This is a genomic window from Myceligenerans cantabricum, assembly GCF_054777735.1.
The window spans coordinates 729,583-753,795 of the sequence record NZ_BAAHAJ010000009.1 but is presented as its reverse complement, the minus strand read 5'-3'; the positions used below and the strand labels follow the sequence as shown (position 1 = coordinate 753,795).

The 24,213-nt window shown below is 73.2% G+C and carries 23 protein-coding genes and 8 tRNA genes; 19 read left to right on the top strand and 12 right to left on the bottom strand.

What is annotated here, in order from left to right; genetic code table 11:
- Nucleotides 1-44: 44 nt before the first annotated feature.
- The 4 genes from ACYU96_RS12580 to ACYU96_RS12565 form a co-directional block, all read right to left on the bottom strand.
- Entirely contained in the window at nucleotides 45-368 is a 324-nt protein-coding gene (locus ACYU96_RS12580) for a DUF2277 domain-containing protein (protein WP_460753718.1), read from the bottom strand.
- A 111-nt stretch (nucleotides 369-479) separates the two neighbouring features.
- Nucleotides 480-551: transfer RNA gene (locus ACYU96_RS12575), tRNA-Val, on the bottom strand.
- Between the two features lies 1 nt (nucleotide 552).
- Nucleotides 553-623 (bottom strand) — tRNA-Cys (locus ACYU96_RS12570).
- A 23-nt stretch (nucleotides 624-646) separates the two neighbouring features.
- Nucleotides 647-719 (bottom strand) — tRNA-Gly (locus ACYU96_RS12565).
- Between the two features lie 216 nt (nucleotides 720-935).
- Between ACYU96_RS12565 and ACYU96_RS12560 the strand changes: the two genes are divergently transcribed.
- The 4 genes from ACYU96_RS12560 to ACYU96_RS12545 all read left to right on the top strand — a co-directional run bounded on the left by ACYU96_RS12560 (nucleotide 936) and on the right by ACYU96_RS12545 (nucleotide 5,191).
- Complete coding sequence (locus tag ACYU96_RS12560) at nucleotides 936-1,625, top strand: FadR/GntR family transcriptional regulator (RefSeq protein ID WP_460753715.1); 690 nt, start codon at nucleotides 936-938, stop codon at nucleotides 1,623-1,625.
- Nucleotides 1,622-2,404, top strand: coding sequence for a creatininase family protein (locus ACYU96_RS12555; protein WP_460753712.1), 783 nt, complete (start codon nucleotides 1,622-1,624; stop codon nucleotides 2,402-2,404). Before ACYU96_RS12560 ends, ACYU96_RS12555 begins: the two co-directional genes overlap by 4 nt.
- 133 nt (nucleotides 2,405-2,537) lie before the next feature.
- A complete protein-coding gene (locus tag ACYU96_RS12550) occupies nucleotides 2,538-3,644 on the top strand; it encodes a CE1 family esterase (RefSeq protein ID WP_460753709.1) in 1,107 nt (368 codons plus the stop codon).
- Nucleotides 3,641-5,191 (top strand): AbgT family transporter, encoded by a 1,551-nt coding sequence (locus ACYU96_RS12545; RefSeq protein WP_460753707.1) that lies wholly within the window; start codon nucleotides 3,641-3,643, stop codon nucleotides 5,189-5,191. The genes ACYU96_RS12550 and ACYU96_RS12545 overlap by 4 nt, the downstream gene beginning before the upstream one ends.
- 77 nt (nucleotides 5,192-5,268) lie before the next feature.
- Here the strand turns inward: ACYU96_RS12545 and ACYU96_RS12540 are convergent.
- From ACYU96_RS12540 to ACYU96_RS12530, 3 genes are all read right to left on the bottom strand, one after another.
- Nucleotides 5,269-5,342, bottom strand: a tRNA-Val gene (locus tag ACYU96_RS12540).
- 54 nt (nucleotides 5,343-5,396) lie between these two features.
- A complete protein-coding gene (locus tag ACYU96_RS12535) occupies nucleotides 5,397-6,251 on the bottom strand; it encodes an aminotransferase class IV (protein WP_460753704.1) in 855 nt (284 codons plus the stop codon).
- Nucleotides 6,248-7,573: a chorismate-binding protein gene (locus ACYU96_RS12530; RefSeq protein WP_460753701.1), complete on the bottom strand. Its 1,326-nt coding sequence runs from the start codon at nucleotides 7,571-7,573 to the stop codon at nucleotides 6,248-6,250. The genes ACYU96_RS12535 and ACYU96_RS12530 overlap by 4 nt, the downstream gene beginning before the upstream one ends.
- A 171-nt stretch (nucleotides 7,574-7,744) precedes the next feature.
- Here ACYU96_RS12530 and ACYU96_RS12525 point away from each other — a divergent pair.
- The 4 genes from ACYU96_RS12525 (at nucleotide 7,745) to ACYU96_RS12510 (ending at nucleotide 8,101) form a co-directional block, all read left to right on the top strand.
- Nucleotides 7,745-7,817: transfer RNA gene (locus ACYU96_RS12525), tRNA-Gly, on the top strand.
- Nucleotides 7,818-7,857: 40 nt separating this feature from the next.
- Nucleotides 7,858-7,928: transfer RNA gene (locus ACYU96_RS12520), tRNA-Cys, on the top strand.
- A 12-nt stretch (nucleotides 7,929-7,940) separates the two neighbouring features.
- Nucleotides 7,941-8,015 (top strand) — tRNA-Val (locus tag ACYU96_RS12515).
- Nucleotides 8,016-8,027: 12 nt separating this feature from the next.
- Nucleotides 8,028-8,101, top strand: a tRNA-Val gene (locus ACYU96_RS12510).
- Between the two features lie 156 nt (nucleotides 8,102-8,257).
- Here the strand turns inward: ACYU96_RS12510 and rox are convergent.
- From rox to ACYU96_RS12485, 5 genes are all read right to left on the bottom strand, one after another.
- The gene (gene rox, locus ACYU96_RS12505; protein ID WP_460754627.1) at nucleotides 8,258-9,709 is read right to left on the bottom strand and encodes a rifampin monooxygenase; all 1,452 of its coding nucleotides are present in this window, start codon (nucleotides 9,707-9,709) and stop codon (nucleotides 8,258-8,260) included.
- A gap of 236 nt (nucleotides 9,710-9,945) precedes the next feature.
- Nucleotides 9,946-10,827: a bifunctional helix-turn-helix transcriptional regulator/GNAT family N-acetyltransferase gene (locus ACYU96_RS12500; protein ID WP_460753698.1), complete on the bottom strand. Its 882-nt coding sequence runs from the start codon at nucleotides 10,825-10,827 to the stop codon at nucleotides 9,946-9,948.
- A 117-nt stretch (nucleotides 10,828-10,944) separates the two neighbouring features.
- Nucleotides 10,945-12,237 (bottom strand): Dyp-type peroxidase, encoded by a 1,293-nt coding sequence (locus tag ACYU96_RS12495; RefSeq protein ID WP_460753695.1) that lies wholly within the window; start codon nucleotides 12,235-12,237, stop codon nucleotides 10,945-10,947.
- Entirely contained in the window at nucleotides 12,234-12,887 is a 654-nt protein-coding gene (locus tag ACYU96_RS12490; protein ID WP_460753692.1) for a copper chaperone PCu(A)C, read from the bottom strand. Before ACYU96_RS12490 ends, ACYU96_RS12495 begins: the two co-directional genes overlap by 4 nt.
- A 229-nt stretch (nucleotides 12,888-13,116) precedes the next feature.
- Nucleotides 13,117-13,746: a hypothetical protein gene (locus ACYU96_RS12485; RefSeq protein ID WP_460753689.1), complete on the bottom strand. Its 630-nt coding sequence runs from the start codon at nucleotides 13,744-13,746 to the stop codon at nucleotides 13,117-13,119.
- Nucleotides 13,747-13,841: 95 nt separating this feature from the next.
- Here ACYU96_RS12485 and ACYU96_RS12480 point away from each other — a divergent pair, with 95 nt between their 5' ends.
- From ACYU96_RS12480 to ACYU96_RS12430, 11 genes are all read left to right on the top strand, one after another.
- Nucleotides 13,842-14,654, top strand: a complete 813-nt coding sequence (locus ACYU96_RS12480) for a tyrosine-protein phosphatase (RefSeq protein WP_460753686.1) — start codon at nucleotides 13,842-13,844, stop codon at nucleotides 14,652-14,654.
- A 119-nt stretch (nucleotides 14,655-14,773) separates the two neighbouring features.
- The gene (locus ACYU96_RS12475; RefSeq protein ID WP_460753683.1) at nucleotides 14,774-14,959 is read left to right on the top strand and encodes a hypothetical protein; all 186 of its coding nucleotides are present in this window, start codon (nucleotides 14,774-14,776) and stop codon (nucleotides 14,957-14,959) included.
- A gap of 190 nt (nucleotides 14,960-15,149) precedes the next feature.
- Nucleotides 15,150-15,491: a hypothetical protein gene (locus ACYU96_RS12470; protein WP_460753680.1), complete on the top strand. Its 342-nt coding sequence runs from the start codon at nucleotides 15,150-15,152 to the stop codon at nucleotides 15,489-15,491.
- A 127-nt stretch (nucleotides 15,492-15,618) separates the two neighbouring features.
- Nucleotides 15,619-17,658, top strand: coding sequence for a threonine--tRNA ligase (thrS, locus tag ACYU96_RS12465; protein ID WP_460753678.1), 2,040 nt, complete (start codon nucleotides 15,619-15,621; stop codon nucleotides 17,656-17,658).
- Between the two features lie 19 nt (nucleotides 17,659-17,677).
- Nucleotides 17,678-18,316, top strand: coding sequence for an HIT family protein (locus ACYU96_RS12460; RefSeq protein ID WP_460754624.1), 639 nt, complete (start codon nucleotides 17,678-17,680; stop codon nucleotides 18,314-18,316).
- A 53-nt stretch (nucleotides 18,317-18,369) separates the two neighbouring features.
- Nucleotides 18,370-18,954 carry a phosphatidylinositol phosphate synthase gene (gene pgsA / locus ACYU96_RS12455; protein WP_460753675.1) on the top strand — a complete coding sequence of 195 codons (585 nt, stop codon included), beginning with the start codon at nucleotides 18,370-18,372 and terminating at the stop codon, nucleotides 18,952-18,954.
- A 10-nt stretch (nucleotides 18,955-18,964) separates the two neighbouring features.
- Nucleotides 18,965-19,930 carry a phosphatidylinositol mannoside acyltransferase gene (locus tag ACYU96_RS12450; RefSeq protein ID WP_460753672.1) on the top strand — a complete coding sequence of 322 codons (966 nt, stop codon included), beginning with the start codon at nucleotides 18,965-18,967 and terminating at the stop codon, nucleotides 19,928-19,930.
- A 19-nt stretch (nucleotides 19,931-19,949) separates the two neighbouring features.
- Entirely contained in the window at nucleotides 19,950-21,188 is a 1,239-nt protein-coding gene (locus tag ACYU96_RS12445; RefSeq protein WP_460754622.1) for a glycosyltransferase family 4 protein, read from the top strand.
- Entirely contained in the window at nucleotides 21,185-21,787 is a 603-nt protein-coding gene (locus ACYU96_RS12440; RefSeq protein WP_460753670.1) for a hypothetical protein, read from the top strand. Before ACYU96_RS12445 ends, ACYU96_RS12440 begins: the two co-directional genes overlap by 4 nt.
- 58 nt (nucleotides 21,788-21,845) lie before the next feature.
- Entirely contained in the window at nucleotides 21,846-22,760 is a 915-nt protein-coding gene (pdxS, locus tag ACYU96_RS12435) for a pyridoxal 5'-phosphate synthase lyase subunit PdxS (RefSeq protein ID WP_460753667.1), read from the top strand.
- A 331-nt stretch (nucleotides 22,761-23,091) separates the two neighbouring features.
- Nucleotides 23,092-24,207: a helix-turn-helix domain-containing protein gene (locus ACYU96_RS12430; protein WP_460753665.1), complete on the top strand. Its 1,116-nt coding sequence runs from the start codon at nucleotides 23,092-23,094 to the stop codon at nucleotides 24,205-24,207.
- Nucleotides 24,208-24,213 lie beyond the last annotated feature (6 nt).

The window sequence follows — 24,213 nt, the reverse complement described above, 5'->3', positions numbered from 1 at the left end:
GTCTGCCGGACGAACCCGGCACGACGACGGCGTCGTCCGCGGCCTCAGTGGTCGTGGGCGACGCCGAGCTCGTGCATGCGCTCGTGCTCCTCGCGGGCGCGCTGCCGTTCGGCGATGCGGGCCTGGACCTCGGCGCGGCGCAGCGGCGGGACGGTCTGTGGCGGCTGCCTGCGGGCGGGCAGCTCGTCGAGCAGGCGGGTCACGATCTCGGCGACCTCGCCGGTGGCTCGCTCGAACGGCTCGCGGGTGGAGTCGCTCACCTTCGTCACGCCGGTCACCTTGCGGACGAACTGCACCGCCGCGGCGGTGATCTCCTCGTCGGTAGCGGGCGGTTCCAGCCCGCGCAGGGTCGTGATGTTGCGGCACATGCCACCGACGGTACGCCCGGGAGGTGCACGGCGACAGAGCGGCGCGGCGGCCGGAAACGACGAGGCGGAGTGGGTCCAGCCCCGCCGGAACCACTCCGCCTTTCCGTCTCGTGCGCGATACTGGGATCGAACCAGTGACCTCTTCCGTGTCAGGGAAGCGCGCTACCGCTGCGCCAATCGCGCGAGGTGGGTACGGGACTCGAACCCGTGTGTACGGCTTTGCAGGCCGCTGCCTCGCCACTCGGCCAACCCACCGCGAGGGCTCTCACCCACGTCAGAGCGGACGACGAGATTCGAACTCGCGACCCTCACCATGGCAAGGTGATGCTCTACCAGCTGAGCTACGTCCGCGCTTCTCCGGCTCGCTCTGAGGGAACCGGTGCTCGGAGAAGATTACGCGACGGAGCAGGTGAAGGTCCAATCGAACCCGACCTTCGCGGGCAGGTGTCGGTCACACCCGCGGCCGTCGCCGAGGGCGACCGGTCGGGGCGGATCGGCCCGCGGCTCGGTAGCGTCTGCTCCGGACACTCTTGACGCGAGATTGGCTAAGTGATTTAGTCACTTTCCATGACTCAAGGTAGAGCCTCGTTCTCGGAGCAGCTCGCGGACGACATCGTCCGGCTCATCCGCACCGAGCGACTCGGACCGGGCGACGTGCTCGAGTCCTCCCGTGACCTCGCCAAGCGGTTCGACGTCACCACGCCCACCGTGCGGGAGGCGCTGCGGCGCCTCGAGGCGACCGGCGCGGTCGAGCTGCGGCACGGCTCGGGGACGTACATCGGCGCGGGCATCGAGCGCACCGTCCTGGCCAACCCGCATCGCCCGCACATCACGCGCGCCGCGGTGACCGAGCTGGTCCAGGCGCGCCTGGTGCTGGAACCCGGCATCGCCGCGGCGGCGGCCGCCGCTCGCGACGCCGCAGCCCTGCAGCGGCTCGAGGCGGCCGCCGCCACCGCGCTGCGACCGCCGGTGCGCGGCGTCCGGCCCGCGCTGAACTTCCACGTCGAGCTGGCGGCGGCGTCGGGCAACAACCTGCTGCGCGAGACCGTCGACGCACTGCTCCACGTGCGCGCCACCGAGCAGACCGAGATCCGCTTCCGGTACGACGACCGCGAACGGGACCACGCCGAGCACCTCGAGATCCTCGCCGCCGTGCGCGACGGCGACCGCGCCGCGGCCGGCTCGCTGACCCGCGCGCACCTGGAGACGATCCTCCAGTCCGTGGAGTCGGCCGACTTCGGCGAGGGTGAGCGATGAGCGCGCCGCCACGGTCCGCACCCCCGCGCCTCGCCGACCTGACGACGCGCGAGGCCGCCGACGGCGCCGCGCGCGGCGCCGTGGTCCTGATCCCCGCCGGCGCACTGGAGCAGCACGGACCGGGCATGGCGCTCGGGACCGACCTCGTGCGGGCCGAGGCGGTGGCCGAGCAGGTCGCCGCCGGCCTGGGCGACCGGGTCCTGATCGGGCCGTCCGTCCCGGTCGGCGTCTCACCGCACCATCTCGCGTTCCCCGGCACCGTGTCGCTCAGCACCGGGACGTTCGCCGCCGTCGTGCGCGAGTACGCCACCAGCCTGTACCGGCACGGCTTCGCCAGGATCCTCGTGATCACCGGGCACGGCGGGAACAACGCCGCGCTCACCACCGTCGCGCAGGACCTGCTGGTCACCCATCCCGGCCTCCAGCTCGCCTGGACGCCCCTCACCTCCCTGGCGGGCGACGCCGTCGCCGCCATGGAACCCAGCGCCGTGCACGGCCACTCCGGCGAGGCCGAGACCGCGCAGATGCTGCACATCGCACCCCACCTGGTGCACACCGACCGGCTCGAGCCCGGTACCACCACCCCCGACCAGCTCGACGACACCGGGCGTGCCGCACGGCGCCACGTGCACCCCGCCCTCACCCTCCCGTACGACCGGCTCAGTCCCAACGGCGTGCTCGGCGACCCCCGTCGCGCCACCGCCGAGGACGGTGCGGCCATCGTGACGGCCATCGTCGCCCGGATCACCGGCTTCATCGAGGAGTGGCCCGCCGTGTAGGGCCGCACCGCGGGAGGGCCCGCACCGCGCGGCACGACCGACCACCCCCGACGCACCTGGCAACGCCAGGTGTCCATGCCGTCATGCCCGCACACGCGGGGGCGGCCCTCATCGGAACCACGGAAGGACTCGCATGTCAACGTCGACAGCACGAACAGCGCACGGGCCCACACCACCCGCACCGCCCACCGCGCCGGCTCCGCCCGGTGCGCACCCCGTCACCCGGCGGTGGCAGCGCCGGCTGGCCCCGGTCCTCGCCGCGGCACTGCTCGCCGCCGTGCCGGCGGGCGGGGCGGCGTCCGCCGAACCCGCCGCCGCGCCGTCGTCGGGCAGCGCTCCCCACGTCGCCCGGGGCTCGGCCGGGTGCGGCACCGACCCGGACCAGGACGCCGGGACGAGCGTGCTGCGCACGCTGGCCGGCGGCGGCCGCGAGCGCACGGTCCGGCTGCACCTGCCGGACGGCTACCGCAGCCATCGCGCCTGGCCGGTGGTGCTCGTGTTCCACGGCAGGGGCAGCACGGGGGAGGGCACCGAGGCGTTCTCCGGCCTCGACGCGCTCCCCGCGATCGTCGCGTACGGCAACGGCGTCGTCGGTACCGGCGACGGCGACCGGCAGGCCTGGGAGGGGGCGCCCTACTCGGCGCCCGGCGTCGACGACGTCGCCTACACGAACGACGTCCTCGACCTGCTCGAGGACGACCTGTGCGTCGACACCCGTCGCGTGTACGCGACGGGCAAGTCCAACGGCGCGGGCTTCGCCGGCATCCTGGCGTGCGAGCTGTCCACGAGGATCGCCGCCGTCGCACCCGTCGCCGGCGCCTTCTACGGCACCGGGCACCCCACCTGCGAGCCCGGCCGCGCGGTGCCCGTCATCGACTTCCACGGCACCGACGACGCCACCATCCCGTACGACGGCGACGCCGGCCGGGGCCTCCCGGCCGTCCCCGGGTGGGTGGCCGCCTGGGCGGGACGGAACGGATGCACGGGGCAGCCCCGTACCGAGCGGACGGCGTTCGACGTGACGACCTCCCGCTGGACCGGCTGCGCCGCGGGAGCCGACGTCACCCACGTGGCGATCCTCGGCGGCGGCCACACCTGGCCCGGCGAGGACAGCTACTCCGGCGGCGGGTACGCCACGCACAGCATCGAGGCCCACGAGGTGATGTGGGAGTTCCTGCGTGACGAGCGGCTCCCGGCCGGCGTCGCGGGCGGGCACGTGCGGCCGGGGAGCGCCTCATGAGCGCAGCGCCCGGCACCGCACCGGCCACCGAGCAGGACGAGCTGCCACGGGTGCTGCGGGCGCTCGCGGTCGTCGAGCGGGTGGGCAACGCGCTGCCGCACCCGTTCTGGCTGTTCTGGATCCTGGCCGCGATCGTCGCGGTCGCCAGCGCGGGCATGGCGGCGGCCGGGGTCTCGGTCGTCTCGCCCGCCGACGGCGAGGAGGTGGTGGTCCAGAACCTGCTCAGCGGTGCGGGGCTGGCCATGGCTGTCTCCACGGCCGTCGACAACTTCGCCGGGTTCGGACCGATGGGCACGATCGTGGCCGTCATGATGGGCGTCGCGATCGCCGAGCGGACGGGGTTCCTGTCGGCCGCGATGAAGGTGTCGGTGTCGCGGGTGTCGGTGTCGTGGGTGGTATTCGCCGTCGCCTTCGCGGGCACCGTCTCGCACGTGGCCAGCGCCGCCGCCTACATCATCCTGGTCCCGCTGGGCGGGCTCGCCTTCCGGGCGGTGGGCAGGTCGCCGATCCTCGGTGTCGTCGTCGCGTACACGTCGATCGCCTCCGGCTACGACGCGAGCCCGATCCCCACGCCGAACGACGCGATCTTCGCCGGCATCACCACCGAGGCCGCCAGGATCATCGATCCCGCGGCGTACGTCTCACCGGTGAGCAACTGGTTCTTCAACATCGCCTCGTCGGTGCTGCTCGCCCTCGTGATCACCCTGGTGACGCGCCTCGTCCTGGCCAGGCGCCCGGACCTGGACCCGGATCCCGACGCGGACCTGGACGACATGGTGGGCCTCGAGCTCTCCCCGCGCGACCGTTCGGCGCTGCGTGCCGCGGTCCTGTCCGGCATCGGCGCGCTCGTCCTGGTCGCCGCGACGGTGCTGCCGCCGGCGTCGCCACTGCGGGGCCCGGACGGAAGCCTGACCGAGTCGCCGTTCCTGGACGGGATCGCGGCGATCGTGGCCGTGCTCTTCGCCCTGGTGGGCATCGTGTACGGGTGGCGGTCCGGCGCCATCTCGACCGTGGCGGACGTGCCGCGGCTCATGGCGGAGGGCGTGCGCCAGATGGCGCCCGTGCTGGTGCTGTTCTTCGCGATCGCGCAGTTCCTCGAGTACTTCGACTGGACGCACATCGGGGACGTGCTCGCGGTGCGGTCGGCGGAGGCGCTGGAGACGAGCGGGGTGCCGATCTGGGTGGTCTTCCTGGCGGTCCTCGCGCTGCTGTCCGTGGTCAACGTGCTCGTGACGAGCGGGTCGGCCATGTGGGCGATCGCGGCGCCCATCGTCGTGCCGATGCTCATGCTGCTGTCCGTGCCCGCCGAGACCACGCAGGCGCTGTTCCGTATCGCGGACTCGGGCTCGACGGCGATCACGCCCATGAGCCCGTACTTCATCATGGCGCTCGGCTTCCTGCAGAGGTATCGCAAGGACGCCGGCATCGGGACCCTCGCGTCCTACACGCTGCCGCTGGCCGTGTGCATGACCGTGGCCTGGAGCGCCCTGTTCTTCGCCTGGTGGGCCCTGGGGATCCCGCTGGGCCCGGGCGCACCGGTCCGCTGACCGTTCCCGGCCCGCGCGCCGGGAACAGACGAGACGGAGCGGCCCGGTCTCGCCGGGCCGCTCCGTCTGCTGTGGGGTGGGCGATACAGGACTCGAACCTGTGACCTCTTCGGTGTGAACGAAGCGCGCTAACCATCTGCGCCAATCGCCCCTGGTCGTGCGCAGCGATCCTAGCACCCGGCGGACCGCCCGCCACGCCCGTTCGTCAGGGGTCGATCCGGTCGAGCCGCACCTTCTCGAACACGTCTCGCGCGGCGCGCGAGAGCTCGCCGGCGAGCAGGTCGACGCCGTCGAGCCAGGTCGTGGGCTGCACGTTCCGCACGGACCCGGTCAGGAGCAGGTGGGAGCGCCCGTCGGCGACGTCGTCGAGCACGTCGAACGCCAGCTCGCCCTCCCGCGCCTCGCGCACGGGGAGACCGGCCTCGGCGCCCCACTCGAGCAGCAGCTCGCGGGTGATCCCGGCGAGGCAGCCGGACGAGAGGGGCGGCGTCACCAGCTCGCCGTCGCGCTCCAGGAAGACGTTGGACCCCGTCCCCTCGCACAGCTCGCCGCGGGTGTTGGCGAGGACCGCCTCGTCGCCGCCCCTGGCGACGGCGTCGGCCAGCGCGACGACGTTCTCCGCGTACGACGTCGTCTTCAGCCCCGCCACGGCCGAACGCTCGTTGCGGGTCCACGGCGAGCGCACCGCCCGTCCCTCGGCGCGGATCGTCGCGGGTCCGGCGGCGACGACCACGGTCTGCGGCCCGTCGGACCGTCCGGACGCGAGCGGCCCGACGCCGTCGGTCACCGTGATCCGCAGCCGCCCGGCCGCGGGCCCGGCGGCGAGGACCGCGTCGACGCCGTCGCGCACCTGCTGCTCGTCGGGCGCGGCGAGTCCCAGGCCTGCGGCGGACCGCGCGAGCCGCTTCAGGTGGCGCGTGAGGGCGAACGCCTGGCCGTCGAAGACGGCGCACGTCTCGAACACCCCGTCGCCCACCGTGATGCCGTGGTCGATCGCGCTGATCGTGCCCTCGCCAGGGGTCACGAGCCGTCCGTCCGTCCAGATCACCGTCTGCGTCATGGGCTCATCCTGCCTCTCGTCGCTGCGGGTGGCGAAACCGCCGGTGCGGGGCCCGACGACGCCAGCCCCACCAGCCGTTCCGCCTTCAGCTCGGTCTCGCGCCACTCGCCGGCCGGGTCGCTGCCCCAGGTGATGCCGGCACCGGTGCCGAAGCGGAGCACGCCCGCGCCGTCGTCGTCCCCGCGCTCCCACCAGAAGGTCCGGATGCCGACGGCGAGCGACGCCGTCCCCGCGTCCCCGTCGACCCAGCCGATCGCACCGCAGTACGGCCCGCGCGGGGTGGGTTCGAGCTCGCCGATGATCCGCAGCGCCGACGACTTCGGCGCCCCCGACACTGATCCCGGCGGGAACGTCGCCGCCAGCAGGTGCCGCCAGAGACCCGGGTCGCGGGCGACGTCGCCGGACAGCACGCCGCGCACGCGCGAGACCAGGTGCACGAGCCCGGGATGGTGCTCGACGGCGAGCAGCCCGCTCACCTCGACGGTGCCCGGCCGGCAGACGTGCTGCAGGTCGTTGCGGACGAGGTCCGTGATCATGACGTTCTCGGCGCGGTCCTTGTCGGTGAGGCCGTCCGGGGTGCGGGCGGTGCCCTTGATCGGGCCGGAGGCGACGACGGGTCCGTGCCCGCCGTGAGCGCCGTCCGCGTCTCCCGCGCCGTCCGCGTGGCCGGAGCCGTCCTCGCCCTCGGGGCGGGGGCAGCCGTCGTCCGGGCCGAGCGACAGGTACAGCTCCGGGGACGCGCTGACCACCCAGACCGGGTCGAGGTCGGGGCCGTCGGCGCCGGGCGTCCCGGCGGGGACGTGGATCGCGGACGCGTACGGGGCGGGGTTGCCGGCGGCGAGGCGTGCCGCGAGAGCGCGGGCGTCGGGCTCGGCGAGGGCGCCGTCGCCGTCGCCGTCGCTGGCGCCGGCGCGGAGCGGCAGCGGGGCGGACAGGACCCGGCAGAGGTTCGCCTGGTAGACGTCGCCCTCGCGCACGTGCTCGCGGATCCGGCGCACCGCGGCCTCGTAGGCCGCGCGGTCCATGGAGCTGGTCCAGGCGCCGGGAGCAGGGCCGGTCCAGGGCGCGGGCGCCGGCCGCGGGTGCCGGGCGTCCAGGTCCGACGGCGCCGCCTGGCCGGGCGCTCCGCTCCGGCCCGACGTCGTCCCCGGCGCCGGGGACACGTCCAGGAACTGCCATGCCCGGGCTCTGCCCTCGAAGTCCGCGACGACGAACCACGTGCCCCGCGCGAGCGCCTCCGGCTCGGCGTCCAGGTCGACCCAGCGCACCACGTGGGTCGCGACACGCCCGCCGAACGTGGCCCAGCCCGTGTTCCCGGTCACGCCACGGGTGCCGGGGATCGTTGGGGCGGTGCGGCTTCTCGCCGGTCGGCGCAGGGTCGGGGACACGTCGTCCACGCTAGCGCCGCGGAATCGATTGGACGGCCACACCGATGTTCGATTAATGTTCAGACCACGCCGGAGCGCACGGGGAAACTCGTGAGGTCCGGCTATGCGGACGTAGCTCAGTTGGTAGAGCATCACCTTGCCATGGTGAGGGTCGCGAGTTCGAATCTCGTCGTCCGCTCGGAGGCCCGCTCCCGTGCTCGTTGCAGGAGCATCCTCACGGTGGGTTGGCCGAGAGGCGAGGCAGCGGCCTGCAAAGCCGTATACACGGGTTCGAATCCCGTACCCACCTCGCACGTACCTCGAGCGATTGGCGCAGCGGTAGCGCGCTTCCCTGACACGGAAGAGGTCACTGGTTCGATCCCAGTATCGCTCACCACAACCCCGCCAGGGGCGATTGGCGCAGATGGTTAGCGCGCTTCGTTCACACCGAAGAGGTCACAGGTTCGAGTCCTGTATCGCCCACGAGACGGATCGACGGAGTGGTTCGGCATGGCCGAACCACTCCGTCTCGTCGTTCCTGTGGGGACGGAGCCGCCCCGGACCGGGGGCACACCCCTGAACCTTCGCCATGGTGCGGTGGGGGGTCCGGTGGCGTCCGGCGTCCCACCCGTTCGTGGGCTAAGGGTTTGCGGGGGTCTCCGGCGTTCCGGTGGGGGCGCCGAACCAGGCGCGCAGGCGGTCGGTGAGGTCCGCCTGGTCGTCGCCGGCCCAGGCCACGTGGCCGTCGGGGCGCAGCAGGACGGCGGGGGCGCCCACGTCCTGGCTCGTGTCGAGGACGCGGTCGACGCGGTCCGCCCAGCCCGCCACGGACAGGCTGCCCGTCCCGTCCAGCAGCATACCGCGGCCGTCCCGCAGGAGCTCGTAGAGGCGTCCCTGCGTCAGGCGGAGGTCGCGCAGGCGCCTCCCGAGCAGCTCGTGGCCCGTGCCGAGGTCGTAGCGGACGCCGATCGCGGTGATCTTCTCGATCAGGTACCGGCTGACGTCGTCGAAGTCCATCAGCTCCGTCAGCAGGCTGCGGACCGCCTGCGGGCCGGCCGCGGTGGAGAGCAGCTCGGCCTGGGCGCGCGTGTTGTTCAGCACGTCGGCGGCGACCGGGCGGCGTTCCGCCTCGTAGCTGTCCAGCAGCCCGGCGGGCGCCCAGCCGCGGACCTCGCCGGCCAGCTTCCAGCCGAGGTTGAACGCGTCCTGGATCCCGAGGTTCAGGCCCTGGCCGCCCATCGGCGGGTGGACGTGGGCAGCGTCGCCGGCCAGGAGGACGCGGCAGCTCCGGTAGCGCTCGGCGAGCCGGGTGGCGTCGCCGAAGCGGGACAGCCAGCGCGGCGCGTGCACGCCGAAGTCGGTGCCCGCGTAGTGGCGCAGCCGCTGCCGGAGCTCGTCGAGCGTGGGCGGCGCCGACCGGTCCTCGGCCACCCCGGCAGACGGGACGACGACGCGGAACACGCCGTCGCCGGACGGGCCGAGGCCGAATCCCTTCTGGGTCTCGCGGACCTCGGCGACGATCGCCGCCACCTCCTGCGGCGGCATCGTGACCGCCATCTCGCCCAGCAGGTACTCCACCTCGGCCGGTGCGCCGGGGAAGTCGATCCCGAGGAGCTTGCGGACCGTGCTGCGGCCGCCGTCGCAGCCGACGAGGTAGCGCGAGCGCAGCCGCGAGCCGTCGGCCAGCTCGACCTCCACCCCGTCGTCGTCCTGGCTCAGCCCGGTCACCTCGCTGCCGCGCCGGACCTCCGCGCCGCGCTCGACGGCGTGCTCGGCCAGGAGCCGGTCCGTGACCGGCTGGGGAATGCCCAGGACATAGGCGTGCGCGGTGTCCAGCGAGTCCGGCCACGGCTTGTCGATGGCGGCGAAGTGCCCCGCTCCCGGGTAGGCCGTGCCGTGCGCGAGAAAGCGGTCGAGCAGGCCGCGCTGGTCCATGATCTCGATGCTGCGCACGTGCATTCCCAGCGACCGGACCGTCTGTGGCTGCTCCCGCTCCTTCTCCAGCACGAGCACCTGAGCACCGTGCAGCCGCAGCTCACCGGCCAGCATCATGCCGGTCGGCCCGCCGCCGGCGACGATCACGTCGATCATGAGGTTCCCCCGTTCGAGACGATGCGCTCCGGCAGGCGGGTGCACGGTGCGCGCGGGTCTCGTGCCGTCCGCCGTCACCGTGCCGTCCGTCATCACGGAAGCCGGCCGGGCCGGACGATCTTCCTCGACAGAGGGGGCCTTGCCGCAAGACCCCCTGCTCGCTATATTCTGATCATGGCAGGGAGCTGTGGCTCCTTGCCTTTTCTGTGTCCTGGTCCGGCGCCGGCCTCCGCGGCTCAGGTCAGGGGCTTCTCGAAGAAGTGGGTCGCGTCCGGGTTGTCGTTGTAGCGGTCGACCCGGCGGTATCCGGAGCGGTCGTACATCGCGATCGCGGTCGTCAGGTGCTCGTTCGTGTCCAGGCGGACGAGCCGGTGGCCGGCGTCGGCCGCGAGGCCCTCCAGGTGGCGCAGCAGGCGGGACGCCATGCCCGCGCCGCGCCAGTCCGGGTGCACCCACATCCGCTTGATCTCCGCCACGCCGTCTCCCAGGTCCCGCAGGCCGCCGCACGCGACCGGCGCGCCGTCCTCGGACGCCAGCACGAACCGGCCCGACGGCGGGCGCAGCTCGGCGGCGTCCTGCTCGGACGGCTCGCCGGGGTCGAACGGGAAGAGCGTCGCGAGCTCGGCGACGTACTGCCCGACGGCGACCCGGGCGACGTCCGACAGCGGATCGACCGTCTCGAACGCGGTGCCGGCCGTGCGGACCAGCAGGTCGGCCTCGGCGAGGGCACGGGTGAGGCGGTCGCGCTGCCGTGCGGTGAGCGGTTCGAGCAGGGTGCGGGCGCGCTCGGCGGAGCGGAGCTCCAGCTCCTCCCAGCGTGCCCGGCCGGACGGGGTGAGGCTCACGAGGCGCCGGCGCCGGTCGGACGGGTCGGACTCGAGGGTGACGAGGTCGTCGTCGGTGAGGCGCCTGAGCTGGCGGCTGAGATAGCCGGAGTCGAGACCGGTGCGGGCGCGTAGCTCGGCGACGGTCCCCGCACGGGTGCCGACCTCGAACAGGAGCCGCATCGTGCCGAGCGGAGCGCCCATGCCGAGGAAGGAGTCCTCCAGGGCGCCGATGCGCTGGGTGAAGCTGCGGTTGAAGCGCCGCACGACGGCGGTCTGGGAGTCGATCGACATATCGCTGACTTTAGTCAGAGAAGCCGTGGGTGTCGAGACGGGAAGGGGCGGGATCGTCCCTGGGCGTGACGAGCCGGGCCGGCGGTAGCGGTGGTCGCAGCCGGCCCGGCGTCGCCGTCACCCTTCCAGCAGCGCCTGGCCGAGGTACTCGCCCTGCCTCGCGCCCGGCGGCACGGCGAAGACCGCCGAGCCGACCGGCGTCGTCCACTCGTTGAGCAGGTCCAGCTCGTCGAGCCGGCGCTGGACCGGGACGAACTGGCGGTCGACGTCCGCCTGGTAGGTCACGAACAGCAGGCCGGCGTCGTCCGGCCCGTCGTCGTAGCTGTACGGGCGGCGCAGGAACCGCTCGCCGGGATCGTCGGTCCGGGACCGGCGCACGTGCGCCGCGGCGTCGATCACGCCGAACCCGTTCGGTCCCTCGGCCTCCAGGTCGGGCTCGTCGTGCTCGCGTCCGCCGGTCAGCGGCGCGCCGTCGTCCAGCCGGCGCCCGACGGCGTTCTCCCGCCCCGTGCGGTCGACCGCGTCCCAGCCGTCCAGGTCCATCGCGATCCGCCGCACGACGACGGACGTGCCCCCGGCCAGCCAGCCCGCGGTGTCGTCGGCGTGCCAGACGAGCTGCGGGTCGGTCGCCGGGTCGGGGTTCCGCGTGCCGTCCACCTGCCCCATGAGGTTGCGCCAGGTCGTGCCGGGCGCGACGGTGCCGGGACTGTTGCGGAAACCGTGCTGGCGCCAGCGCTGCCGCGTGAACGTCCGCGCCTGCTTCACCAGCACGCGCACGGCGTGGGCGACCGTGACCGGGTCGTCGGCGCAGACCTGCAGCAGCAGGTCGCCGCCGGACCAGGCGTCCTCGAGCCGGTCGACGCCGAACGCCGGCAGCGGCCCCAGCCACGAGGGGGTGCGGCCGGCCAGGCCCGCGGCGGCGAACACGCCCGGCCCGTACCCCACGGTCACGGTCAGTCGTGCCGGGACGGCCGCGAGCTCCGGCTCGGTGTCCGTCAGCCCGGCCTCCCCGGCCATGAGCCGCTCCGCGTCGTCGGTCCAGATCCGCATCAGGCGCACGAGGGACTCACGGTCCGTACCGTCGGCCAGGTCGAGCGCGACCAGCGTCGCGAACGCCTGCGGCGGGGTGCCGACACCGGGCTGACGCGGGCCGCGGAACGGGACCGTCGCCCGGCCCGCCCGGTCCGGCGCCGGACCGTCGGCGCCCGACGACGGACCTGCCGCGCTCCACGCGGCCGTGCCGCCCAGCGTGACCGCCGCCCCGCCGAGCGCGCCACCGAGGACCGTCGCCCCGCCCCGCAGGAATCCGCGGCGCGACGTGGCGGCGGCTCCGGCCGTGTCCGCCGGGCCTCCGTCCGCAGCGGCCCTGTCGGCGTCGGCTCGGTCCGTGCCGGCTCGGTCGCCGGTCACATGTCCTCCCCGGAGTCGGAGCCCGCGGCGTCGTCGTGCCCGGAGTGGTCCATGTCCATGGAGCCCTCGTCCCCGTCGTCCGAGTGGTCCATGTCCATGTCCATGGACCCTTCGTCCTCGCCGTGCCCGGGGTCGTAGTCCTCGTCCGCGCCGTCGAACGACCGCACCGGGGCGGCGATCTCCACCTCGGAACCGTCCTCCGCGGCGACGACGACGGTCACCTCCTCGCCCGGTTCGAGCGGGTCGGTCACACCGATCAGCATCAGGTGGTTCCCGCCGGGCTCCAGCTCGAGGGAACCGTCGGCGGGGACGACGAAGCCGCCCTCGGCCTCCTGCATGACGGGCGTTCCGCCGTCGTCGACGAACTCGTGCAGCTCGGCGGACTCCGCGGCGTCGGTCTCGACCGAGACGACGTGCACGTCGTGGTCGGAGGTGTTCGTGAGGGTGCCGAAGACGGCGGTCATGCCGTCGCCGACCGCCTTGGTCCACGGGTCCTCGACGGTCAGCGCCGCGGCGTCCGCGCCGGACGTGGCGGCGTCCGCCGGGTCGGCGGTGGACCCGGCGGTGCAGGCCGCGGGCAGCAGCGTCAGCCCGGCGACGGCCACGGCGGCCAGGGCACGGGAACGGGGGATGGTGGTGCAGCGGTTCATGGTCTCTCTGCTCTCTAGACAGCACGCCGAGGCGCCCGGCGGCGGCAGAGCGCGGCGGCACCAGGGCACGGCGTACGGGAGGTAAGGGTCGGGGAGGTCGCGCGGGACGAGGCCCCCGCTGTGCGGGAGGTCCCACCGTGCGGAGCGCACCGGTGCGTGGCCTCCGGGTCGGCCTCACCCGGCCGCGCGACACCGCACGGCCGCAGGACAGCGGACGCGGGGGACGGGCTCAGGCAGAGGCCGTGAGCGCGGCCGGCGGCCCGCGACGGGGCGTGCTCCGGACCACGAGCACGGACAGCGGCGCCGGCAGGGTCGCCGGACGCGGGTGCGACCTCGGCCGGGGCCGGGCCGGGACGTGGCGGGGCGCGGCCAGCGCGGGCAGGACGTGCCGGAACACCTGCAGGGCGGCCTGCGCCGTGCGCTCGCCCGCCGTCATGAGCAGGGCCGTGGTCAGGATCGCGCCCGTGTGGAGGGCGAGCATCCGCGGGTTCATGAGGTGGTCCGACGGCGCGGCGACCATGCCCGACGCCGTGACGACCGCTGCGGCGTGGTGCCCGGCGTGCCCGGGGGAGGGCACGGTGCCCGGGCCGGCGGCGGCGCTCGCGGCGGCCGACCAGCTCAGGGCCTGGTGCAGGAAGAGCTGCAGCGCGCCGAGGAACGGTACGAGTATCCAGGCGCGCGGCCGTGCCTGCGCGGCGACGCCCGAGGCCGCGACCGTCAGGATCCCGAGCGCCGCCATCGCGCCGGTACCCGGGAGGTCGCCACCACCGAGGCTGTGCGCCATCGCGGCGAGGCTGAGCGACGTGGACGCGAGCAGGCTCGTGCGCACGACGCGCATGACCTGTCCGAGTCCGTCCATGGCAGAAAACTCTACGTGGTGGGACCGGCACCCGGGTCGTCGTCGTCCACAGGAGGTCTTCGGTGGTGTCGGTGTCCCCGTCTACGCTCGGCGTCGTGACCTCCTACACACCCTTGCACCTGGACTGGGCAGGCCTGCTCAACGCGCGCGACCTCGGCGGGATGCCGCTGGCCGGCGGCGGTGTCGTGCCCGAGCGCGCCCTCCTCAGGTCGGAGTCGCTGAGCTGGTTGCGGCCCGACGGCGTCGAGGCGGCGCGCGCGTACGGGACCGCACGGATCATCGACCTGCGACGGCCGGTCGAGACCGTGGAGTACCCGCACCCGTTCGGCAGCGCCGACGGCGGTGTGGCCCTCGGCGCCCCGGAGTACCTGAACCTGCCGGTCCAGGAGGTGGGCGATCCGGAGGAGGGGCCGTGGGCCCACCTCTACGCGGGCATGCTGGAACGCCGGCCCGAGCTGTTCGCACGGGCGGTCGGCGCCATCGCGGCCGCTCCCGACGGGCCGGTGCTCGTGCACTGCGCCGCCGGCAAGGACCGCACGGGTCTCGTGGTCGCCTTCGCGCTGTCCCTGGCGGGAGTCGACGACGAGCTGATCGCCGACGACTACGAGCTCACCAACGCCCGCCTCGCTCCCCGCTACGCACGGTTCGCCGAGGTGCAGGACAGGTACCGCGCGCTCCACGCGGAACGGGCGGCCGCGCGCCTGGCGGCGGGCGAGGCCGCCGACGCCGACGAGCTCCCCGGCTGGCTGCACCACGACCGGAAGGTCCCCTCGACGCGGCACGTCATGCTCGAGACGCTGACGGAGCTGCGCTCCCGGTACGGCTCGATCGCGGAGTACCTCGCGCACGGCGGACTGGAGGACGATGCGCGGGAGGCGCTCGTGAAGCGGATTCGCGTAGAGCGCTGAACCCCTCCGCCGGGTGGCGAGCCCACTTCCCGCGGCATACGTTCGGGACCGGTGGCGGGCGATCCGCCGCCCACAGGGGGCGTGACGCGCGCCTGTGCCCTCGGCGCAAGGAGGCAGACATGGGACTCTTCGACAAGGCCAAGGACATGGCCTCGGACCCGGAGAACATCGACGCGGTGAAGGAGCACCTCACCGACGAGAACATCGACGGTGCGGCGGACAAGCTCAAGGACATCGCGCCGGACCAGGCGTCCGGCGCGATCGACGGGCTCGCCGACAAGGCCAGGGAGTTCGGCGAGAAGTGATCCGGGCGACGACGCCGCGCGGGCAGGAGCACGTCCGCTGACTCCCCAAGGCCGCATCCTGGAACGACCAAGTTCGTTCGGGATGCGGTCTTCGTCCGTCTTGGATACCTTCGCCGCGACGACGGAGGTCCCGTCGCCGGCAGGGAATCACACGACACCGACGTGCCTGCGTTCCGCAGGAGGAGAAACAATGGGACTTTTCGACAAGGCCAAGGAGCTGGCGACCGATCCGGCCACCATCGCCAAGGTGCGGGAGCTCGCCACGGACGAGAACGTGGACAAGGTCACCGACAAGCTCAAGGACGTCGCCCCGGAGCAGGCCAGAGGCGCGATCGACGGCCTCGCAGGCAAGGCCAAGGAATGGGGCGGCGAGGACGAGGCGCCGGACGCGGCCGGTTCGGGACATGCCTCGGAGGCCGCCACCGAGCCCGCCGCCGGGGGCGACGAGGAACAGGATCGCCGGCTCGACGCCGAGCCCGGCCCGCGGGGCGCAGGCCGCCAGGGTGACGGAGCGCACCAGCAGGGCGAGTGACCTGCTGAACCACGGACAGGTATCGAGTTCGCCGGAGGCGCTCGGATCGGTACGATCGAGGGGCGTCGTCCAGGCAGGGCGGCGCCCCTCGTCTCTGCGGGGGTCAGATCGTTGAAGGAGACCGTCCGTGTCCGACGTCGCATCGCCGCCCACCCAGCAGGACCTCACCCCCGGTGACGTCACCGAGAGCCAGGCGACGACGACGACCACGGTGCCCACCACCGGCGCCGACCTGTACGGCGACCGCAAGGACGTGGTCGTCGTCCGGGTGGACGGCACACTCTGGGACCTGCACCGCGAGATCCCCGGCGGGGCCGTGGTGGAACCCGTGTCGGTCCACGAGCCGGACGGGCTCGACGTCCTGCGGCACTCGGCCGCGCACGTGCTCGCACAGGCGGTGCAGCAGGTGAACCCGGGCGCGAAGCTCGGCATCGGGCCCCCCGTCAAGGACGGCTTCTACTACGACTTCGACGTCGCCGAGCCGTTCACCCCCGAGGACCTCAAGGCCCTCGAGAAGGCGATGGGCCGCATCATCAAGGAGGGCCAGACCTTCCGCCGGCGCGTGGTCACGGAGGCAGAGGCCCACGCGGAGCTCGCCGACGAGCCCTACAAGCTCGAGCTCATCGGCATCAAGGGCTCCGGCGAGGAGGCGGACACGGCCGACCTGGACCAGGACGGCGCGAGCGTCGAGGTGGGCGGCGGCGAGCTGACCATCTACGAGAACGTGCGCGGCCTGGGCCGCGAGAGCGAGACCGTGGTCTGGCAGGACCTGTGCCGCGGCCCGCACCTGCCGAACACCAAGCTCATCGGCAACGGCATGAAGCTGATGCGCTCCGCCGCCGCCTACTGGCGCGGCAGCGAGAAGAACCCGATGCTGCAGCGCGTCTACGGCACCGCCTGGCCCAGCAAGGACGAGCTCAAGGCCTACCAGGAGCGCCTCGCCGAGGCCGAGCGCCGGGACCACCGGCGCCTCGGCGCCGAGATGGACCTCTTCAGCTTTTCCGACGAGGTCGGCTCGGGCCTGCCGCTGTTCCACCCCCGCGGCGGCATCATCAAGCGAGTCATGGAGGACTACGTCCGCCAGCGGCACATCGAGGAGGGCTTCTCCTACGTCGGCACGCCGCACATCACCAAGGACGGCCTGTTCCACACCTCGGGGCACCTGCCGTACTACTCCGACACGATGTTCCCGGAGATGGACCTGGAGGGGTCCAAGTACCGGCTCAAGGCCATGAACTGCCCGATGCACAACCTGATCTTCGCCTCGCGCGGGCGCTCCTACCGGGAGCTGCCGCTGCGCCTGTTCGAGTTCGGGTCGGTGTACCGGTACGAGAAGTCCGGCGTCGTGCAGGGTCTGACCCGCGTGCGCGGCCTCACGCAGGACGACTCGCACTCGTACGTGACCCCGGAGCAGGCACCCGGCGAGGTCAAGCACCTGCTCGACTTCATGCTCAGCGTGCTGCGCGACTTCGGCCTGGACGACTTCTACCTGGAGCTGTCCACGCGGGACGACTCCAAGCCGGACAAGTTCGTGGGCTCCGACGAGGACTGGGCCGCCGCCACGGCGATCCTCGAGCAGGTGGGGCGCGAGACCGGCCTGGAGCTCGTGGCCGACCCGGGCGGCGCCGCGTTCTACGGCCCCAAGATCTCGGTGCAGGCGAAGGACGCCATCGGCCGCACCTGGCAGATGGGTACCGTGCAGTACGACTTCAACCAGCCCAAGGGCTTCGGGCTGGAGTACACGGCCGCCGACGGTACCCGGCAGCAGCCGGTGATGATCCACTCCGCCAAGTTCGGCTCGATCGAGCGGTTCATGGGGGTGCTCATCGAGCACTACGCCGGGGCGTTCCCCGTGTGGCTCGCGCCCGTCCAGGTCAAGCTGGTCCCGGTCGCCGAGGCGTTCGACGACTACGTCAAGGACGTCGCCACCCGGCTCACCGCCCGCGGCATCCGTGCCGAGGTCGACCTGACCGACGACCGCTTCGCCAAGAAGATCCGCAACGCGTCCAAGGAGAAGGTGCCGTTCACCCTCATCGCGGGCGGTGAGGACGCCGAGGCGGGCGCGGTCTCGTTCCGGTTCCGCGACGGCACGCAGGAGAACGGCGTGCCCGTCGCGGACGCGGTCGAGCGGATCGTGGCGTCGGTCCGCGACCGGGCGCAGGTCTGACGCGGCCGGCAGCGTGGACGTGACGGCAGACGGCGCGGCGCCGGGTGCGGGGGTACCGGCAGGATCGGCCCCCGGCCCGTCGCCGGCGGACCCGTCGGCCACCGACGAGGCCGGTGCCTTCGGCCCGCCCGAGGACCACTACCAGCGCCTCTGGAACCCGCACCGCCTGGTCTATATCGGCGGGCAGGACAAGCCCGTGGACGGCTCGGCGCACCGGTGCCCGTTCTGCCGCATCCCGCAGGGCGACGACGAGCAGGGCCTCGTCGTCGCCCGCGGGGAGCGAACCTACGTGGTGCTCAACCTCTACCCGTACAACTCGGGGCACATGATGGTGCTGCCCTACCGGCACGTGTCCGACTACACGGACCTCGACGACGCCGAGACCGTCGAGCTGGCCGCCATGACCCAGGCGGCGATCCGCACCGCCCGCGCCGCGTACGCCCCGGCCGGGTTCAACCTGGGCGTCAACCAGGGTGAGGTGGCCGGCGCCGGCATCGCGGCACACCTGCACCAGCACGTGGTACCACGCTGGACGGGGGACTCGAACTTCCTGCCAGTCGTGGCGCAGACGAAGTCCCTGCCCGAGCTGCTCGCCGACACCAGGCGCCGACTCGCCGAGGCGTGGCCGGGCCAGGAGGCCGCCCCCCGGCATACTTGAGCAGCGGCGCCGTGGGATCGGAGGCGGAGATGTTCGGTCGGCTTCGCAGTCTGATGACCACCGTGCTCACCCCGGTGGCTCGCCTGCTCCTGCGCCTCGGTGTCACACCGGACGCGGTCACGATCACGGGCACCGTCGTGGTCACGGTGCTCGCACTCACCCTGCTGCCCCTCGGGCACCTCCTCCTCGGCGGCCTCCTGGTCGGGTTCTTCACTCTCCTGGACTCGCTCGACGGCGTGCTGGCGCGCCTGTCGGGCCGGTCCAGCGCGTGGGGCGCCTTCCTGGACTCCACCCTGGACCGCGTGTCCGACGGCGCCGTGTTCGCCGGCATCACCTGCTACTTCCTGCTGCACCCGGACGTTCCCCACGCCACCTGGGGCGCCATCGCGTCCGTGGCCTGTCTCGCGCTCGGCGGCATCGTCCCCTACGCCCGGGCTCGCGCGGAGGCCGCCGGCGCGACGGCGAAGACCGGCGTCGCCGAGCGGGCCGACCGGCTCGTGGTCGGGCTCGGGCCCTTCACGTTCACGGACGCCGGCGTGCCGATGGTGGTCGCCACGACCGCGCTCACGGCGCTCGCGGTGGCGAGCGCGGTCACCGTCGGGCAGCGTGTGAGCACGGTCCGCCGCCAGCTCTCGTGAAGGCCCATCGATGACAGACCCGATCACGCGTGCGTACGTGTTCGCCTGGAAGCACGCCCCGCAGGTGCCCGAGCCGCTGCTGCGCGCGCTGTTCGCCGTCGTCGCCGACGTCACCTGGCTGCGCCGCACCCACGGCGTGCGGCGGCTCGAGGCCAACTACGCGCGCGTCCGCCCGGACCTCGACCAGGCGGACGTGCGCCGGCTGGCCCGCGCCGGGATGCGCTCCTACATGCGGTACTTCCGCGAGGCGTTCAGCCTGCACGCCCTCGGCCCGGAGCGGCTGGCCGCCCGCGTCCGCGCGGTCGGGTACGAGGAGAACCTGCGTCCGCACCTCGACCTCGACGGGCCCGGGACCCCGTCCGAGCGGCGCGGCGCGGTCGCGCTCGCGCTCGGCCACCTGGGCAACTGGGACCTGGCCGGGGCCTGGGGCTCCTCGCACCTCGCGCCGGTGCTGACCGTGGCCGAGAAGCTGCGCCCCGCCGACCTCTTCGACCTGTTCGTCGACTTCCGCCGGTCGATCGGCATCACCGCGCTCGGCCTCGGGGACGACGGCGTGTTCGACGCCCTCGTCGCCGGCGCCCGAGCCGGCGACCGCGTCGTGCCCCTGCTGGCGGACCGTGACCTCACCTTCCGCGGCATCGAGGTCGACCTGCTCGGGCACCCGGCACGTGTCGCCGTCGGGCCGGCCGCGCTCGCGCTGGACGCCGACGTGCCGCTGCTGCCCGTCGGCATCCACTACGAGCGCCTCTGCGGCGCCCGGCGCCGGGCCGCGGGCGGGCCCTGGGGCATCGTCATCACCTTCCACGAAGCCGTCGTCGTCCCCGACCGCACCCTGCCCCGCGCGGAGCGCGTGCGGATCCTCACCCAGAGCTGGGTCGACGTGGTCGGCCGCAGCATCGCCGAGCACACCGCCGACTGGCACATGCTGCAGCGGGTCTTCACCGAGGACCTCGGCGACCGGACCGCGCGTGCCTGACCGGCGCCGCCGCCTCGACCTGCGTCCCACCCAGCGCCGCGGCACCCGCAGCCGCACGCTCCGCGTCGGGCTCGTGTGCCCCTACTCGTTCGACGTCCCCGGCGGCGTCCAGTTCCACGTGCGCGACCTCGCCCGGGCGCTGCGCGCCGCCGGGCACGACGTGTCCGTCCTGGCTCCCGCGTCCGAGACCACGCCCGTACCGGAGTTCGTCGTCCCTGCAGGCCGGGCCGTGCCGGTCCGCTACAACGGGTCGGTCGCCCGGCTCACGTTCGGGCCCAGGACCGCCCGCCTCGTGCGGCGCTGGCTCGCCGAGGGCGGGTTCGACGTCGTCCACCTGCACGAGCCCATGACACCGTCGGTCGCCATGCTGGCGCTGCGCCATGCCGAGGCGCCCGTCGTCGCCACCTTCCACACCTCGATGCCGCGCTCCCGAACGCTGCAGGCCGCGTTCCCGCTGGCCGGGCCCGGCCTCGAGAAGATCGCCGCGCGCATCGCCGTGTCGGAGGACGCGCGCCGCACCGTCGTCGACCACCTCGGCGGCGACGCCGTCGTCATCCCGAACGGGGTCTACACGCGCGACTTCGCGACCGCGCCGCGGCGCCCCGCCTGGCAGGGCGCCACCGGCGCACCCACCGTCGCGTTCCTCGGCCGGCTCGACGAACCCCGCAAGGGCCTGGACGTCCTGCTCGCCGCCGCCGGGGTGGTCCTCGACCGGCTGCCCCGCACCCGCTTCCTCGTCGCGGGCAGCGGCACGGCCGTTCCCGACCGCGTGCGCGACGCCCTGGGGGACCGGGCCGGCGCCGTCGAGCTGCTCGGCCGCGTCACCGACGGCGAGAAGGCCTCCCTGCTCGCCTCCGCCGACCTGTACGTCGCGCCGCAGACCGGCGGCGAGTCGTTCGGCATCGTCCTGGTCGAGGCCATGAGCGCCGGGTCGGTCGTCGTGGCCAGCGGGCTCGGCGCGTTCCGGCGCGTCCTGGCCGACGGCGCGGCGGGAGCGCTCTTCGCCACCGGCGACCCGGACGCGCTCGCGGCCGAGGTGCTCGCGCTGGTGGACGACCCGGGGCGGTGCGCCCGGTACCGTGCGCGGGCCCGCGCTGCGGCGGGCCGGTACGACTGGTCGGTGGTGACCGGGCAGGTGCTGGCGGTCTACGAGACGGTGCTGTCGGCGGGCGACGTGGCCGGCGCCCGCACTCCCTTCGCGGCCCTGGGCGGCAGCGTGCGCGACGTGCTCGGCAGGGTCCGGCGGGGGCGGCGATGACCTGGTCGGAGATCGCGTCCTGGTCGCTCGTGGCCGCCGCCGCCGTCGTGGCGTGGGCGGCCTGGCGGGTGGCCTCTCGCCTGGATCGGCTGCACCGCAAGGTCACGGGGTCGCGGGGCGCGCTGGACGCGCAGCTCGTGCGCCGCGCGTGGGCGGCGGTGGACCTGGCGTCGTCGGGCGGGATGGATCCGGCGTCGGCCCTCGTGGTGGCCGACGCCGCCTACGTGGCGCTGGACGACGCGGGCCCGGGGGAGACCGGCGCGCGGCCGCTCACCATGGACGGGCTGCCGGGCGCGCGGGAGGACGCCGAGAGCAACCTGAGCGCGGTGCTGCGCGAGGCCCTGGGCGGTGCGGCCGAGGTCGCGGAGCTGTGGGACGGGCCGGCCGCGGAGCAGGCGGCCGCCCTCGCGGCGGCCTGGTACCGGGCGACGCTCGCCCGCAGGTTCCACAACGAGGCGGTGGCCCAGGCGCGGCGGATGCGCCGCCGCTGGTACGTGCGCGCCGCGTACCTGGCAGGACGCGCGCCCGTGCCGCGCACCGTGGAGCTGGACGACCGGATGCCGGAAGGCCTGGACCGAGGTGTCGGACCCGCCGCGTAGGATCGGAAGGACAGGACGCCGGACCGGCGTCCGTACGGACCGGACGAGCGAGGTAGTGGTGGCTGACGAGACGACGACGGGCGCTGGCGTGGGCCAGGTGGGTACCGCGCGCGTGAAGCGCGGCATGGCCGAGATGCTCAAGGGCGGCGTCATCATGGACGTCGTCACGCCCGACCAGGCGAAGATCGCCGAGGACGCCGGCGCCGTGGCCGTGATGGCCCTGGAGCGCGTCCCGGCGGACATCCGGGCGCAGGGCGGCGTGAGCCGTATGAGCGACCCGGACATGATCGACGGCATCATCGAGGCCGTCTCCATCCCGGTGATGGCGAAGGCGCGCATCGGGCACTTCGTGGAGGCGCAGGTGCTGCAGTCGCTCGGCGTCGACTACGTCGACGAGTCCGAGGTGCTCACCCCCGCGGACTACACGAACCACATCGACAAGTGGGGCTTCACCGTGCCGTTCGTGTGCGGCGCGACCAACCTGGGCGAGGCGCTGCGCCGCATCACCGAGGGCGCGGCGATGATCCGCTCCAAGGGCGAGGCCGGCACGGGTGACGTGTCGAACGCGACCACGCACATGCGGCAGATCCGTCAGCAGCTGCGCAAGCTCTCCTCGCTGCCCGAGGACGAGCTGTTCGTCGCGGCCAAGGAGCTGCAGGCCCCGTACGAGCTGGTCGCGGAGGTCGCGCGCGAGGGCAAGCTGCCGGTCGTGCTGTTCACCGCGGGCGGTATCGCCACCCCGGCCGACGCGGCGATGATGATGCAGCTCGGCGCCGAGGGTGTGTTCGTCGGCTCCGGCATCTTCAAGTCCGGCGACCCGGCCACGCGCGCCAAGGCGATCGTGCAGGCCACCACGTTCTACGACGACGCCGACGTGGTCGCGAAGGTCTCGCGAGGGCTCGGCGAGGCGATGGTCGGTATCAACGTCGAGGAGGAGCCGGAGCCGGTGCGGCTGGCTGAGCGCGGCTGGTAGCCGGTGGCTGCGCAGCGTAGATGTCGGAGGGGTCGAGGTTCCGCCGGGGCCTCGGCGCCTCTGGCGTCTGGAGCGTTTTCGCTGCTGGACGACGTCGAGCTGGATTGGGCGAGCGGGACCGTCGTGTATGGCGACGGCGGAGCTGCCATCGAGGTCCTGACGGAAGTTGGGTTCACCCCGGCTACGGTCGCAGAGTAGGGAACTGATCTGCCGCCCGTTGACGGCGGCAGCCCGGAACACCCCTACGAGTCGCGGGTCGGGGCCTCGAGAGGTCCGATCCGTCCTGGCATGGTGTCGACGCCGCAGTGCTCGGTGTGTGAAAATCACACACATGGACAAGGTGTTGCTCGGCCAGAGACTGGCGCGAGCGAGAGAGCTTGCAAGAATGACGCAGGATGGTCTCGCCCGAAAAGTTGACCTGGACAGGACTGCAATCAGCAGGCTCGAGAGCGGTGAGCGCAACCTCAGCGTCCAGGAACTCGTTGCGGTTGCTGAGGCGGTGCAGAGACCACTTTCATACTTCGTGGCACCAGCGCTCCCGTCTGTCATCAGCCGACGGACAGACACGCGCGGATCGGGCTCTGCGCATGACACGACCGACGTGCTGGATGTTGAGATCGAGCAGTTCGCTGCCGACCTGCGGATCTTGGTCGAGCTCAAGGTTCTGCATTCGCCGGGGCGCGCGAACGGTGCGCGGACCCCGCGAACATACGTTCAGGCGGAACGCATGGCGGAGAGCGTCCGGCGTCAGCTTGGCCTGGACTCTGGGCCGGTACTGGACATCGGCTCGTTCGCTGAAAGACTTGGTCTGTTCACATTCGTGGCGCCACTCGGGCCAGGCGGCCCTGATGGTGGATGCGTGGAGGTCGAAGTGGGAGGGGAGTCTCTCGGGGCCGCAGTCATCAACGGCGACATGCCATCCGGGCGCCGCCGGATGACTCTTGCCCATGAACTCGCGCACTGGCTCACGGGTGACGCCTATGATGCCCAAGCCCCCTTGGAGAGCGAGAAGCTCCTCAACGCCCTGGCGATCCATCTTCTGGCCCCAAGGTCTGGAGTCGCGTGGGTGTGGAACGAGCACGATGCGCGTCCGGTTCGCGATCGAGCGCTCTTCGTCGCAGCTGAGTTCCAGGTGAGCTGGTCCGCGGCGATCGGACAGCTTCGCAACCTTGACTTGATCACGCACGAGCAGCGGGAAGAGTTGAGCGTCAACGAGCCACGAGCCGGCGACTACCTCCGACTTGGTCTCAACTGGTTGGAGGACCTGGCCGTCCCGTCCGTCTCACCGCAGTTGGCATCTGCTTGTGTAAACGGCTTCGCCGACGGTCGACTGACCGCCGACCGTGCGGTCGAGTTGCTGCGAGGGACGTTGACCATCGACGATCTGCCGTCGATGGTGGGCGGATCGCGCGAAGACCTTCGGAGGTCGTTCGAGGGCCACGCATGACCGGGC

Excerpts from the sequence above, each read along its gene's own strand:
- ACYU96_RS12580 (WP_460753718.1), bottom strand. The coding sequence starts at position 368 with ATGTGCCGCAACATCACGACCCTGCGCGGGCTGGAACCGCCCGCTACC.
- ACYU96_RS12560 (WP_460753715.1), top strand. The coding sequence starts at position 936 with ATGACTCAAGGTAGAGCCTCGTTCTCGGAGCAGCTCGCGGACGACATC.
- ACYU96_RS12555 (WP_460753712.1), top strand. The coding sequence starts at position 1,622 with ATGAGCGCGCCGCCACGGTCCGCACCCCCGCGCCTCGCCGACCTGACG.
- ACYU96_RS12550 (WP_460753709.1), top strand. The coding sequence starts at position 2,538 with ATGTCAACGTCGACAGCACGAACAGCGCACGGGCCCACACCACCCGCA.
- ACYU96_RS12545 (WP_460753707.1), top strand. The coding sequence starts at position 3,641 with ATGAGCGCAGCGCCCGGCACCGCACCGGCCACCGAGCAGGACGAGCTG.
- ACYU96_RS12535 (WP_460753704.1), bottom strand. The coding sequence starts at position 6,251 with ATGACGCAGACGGTGATCTGGACGGACGGACGGCTCGTGACCCCTGGC.
- rox (WP_460754627.1), bottom strand. The coding sequence starts at position 9,709 with ATGATCGACGTGATCGTCGCCGGCGGCGGGCCGACCGGCATGATGCTG.
- ACYU96_RS12500 (WP_460753698.1), bottom strand. The coding sequence starts at position 10,827 with ATGTCGATCGACTCCCAGACCGCCGTCGTGCGGCGCTTCAACCGCAGC.
- ACYU96_RS12490 (WP_460753692.1), bottom strand. The coding sequence starts at position 12,887 with ATGAACCGCTGCACCACCATCCCCCGTTCCCGTGCCCTGGCCGCCGTG.
- ACYU96_RS12485 (WP_460753689.1), bottom strand. The coding sequence starts at position 13,746 with ATGGACGGACTCGGACAGGTCATGCGCGTCGTGCGCACGAGCCTGCTC.
- ACYU96_RS12475 (WP_460753683.1), top strand. The coding sequence starts at position 14,774 with ATGGGACTCTTCGACAAGGCCAAGGACATGGCCTCGGACCCGGAGAAC.
- ACYU96_RS12470 (WP_460753680.1), top strand. The coding sequence starts at position 15,150 with ATGGGACTTTTCGACAAGGCCAAGGAGCTGGCGACCGATCCGGCCACC.
- pgsA (WP_460753675.1), top strand. The coding sequence starts at position 18,370 with ATGACCACCGTGCTCACCCCGGTGGCTCGCCTGCTCCTGCGCCTCGGT.
- ACYU96_RS12450 (WP_460753672.1), top strand. The coding sequence starts at position 18,965 with ATGACAGACCCGATCACGCGTGCGTACGTGTTCGCCTGGAAGCACGCC.
- ACYU96_RS12440 (WP_460753670.1), top strand. The coding sequence starts at position 21,185 with ATGACCTGGTCGGAGATCGCGTCCTGGTCGCTCGTGGCCGCCGCCGCC.
- ACYU96_RS12430 (WP_460753665.1), top strand. The coding sequence starts at position 23,092 with ATGGACAAGGTGTTGCTCGGCCAGAGACTGGCGCGAGCGAGAGAGCTT.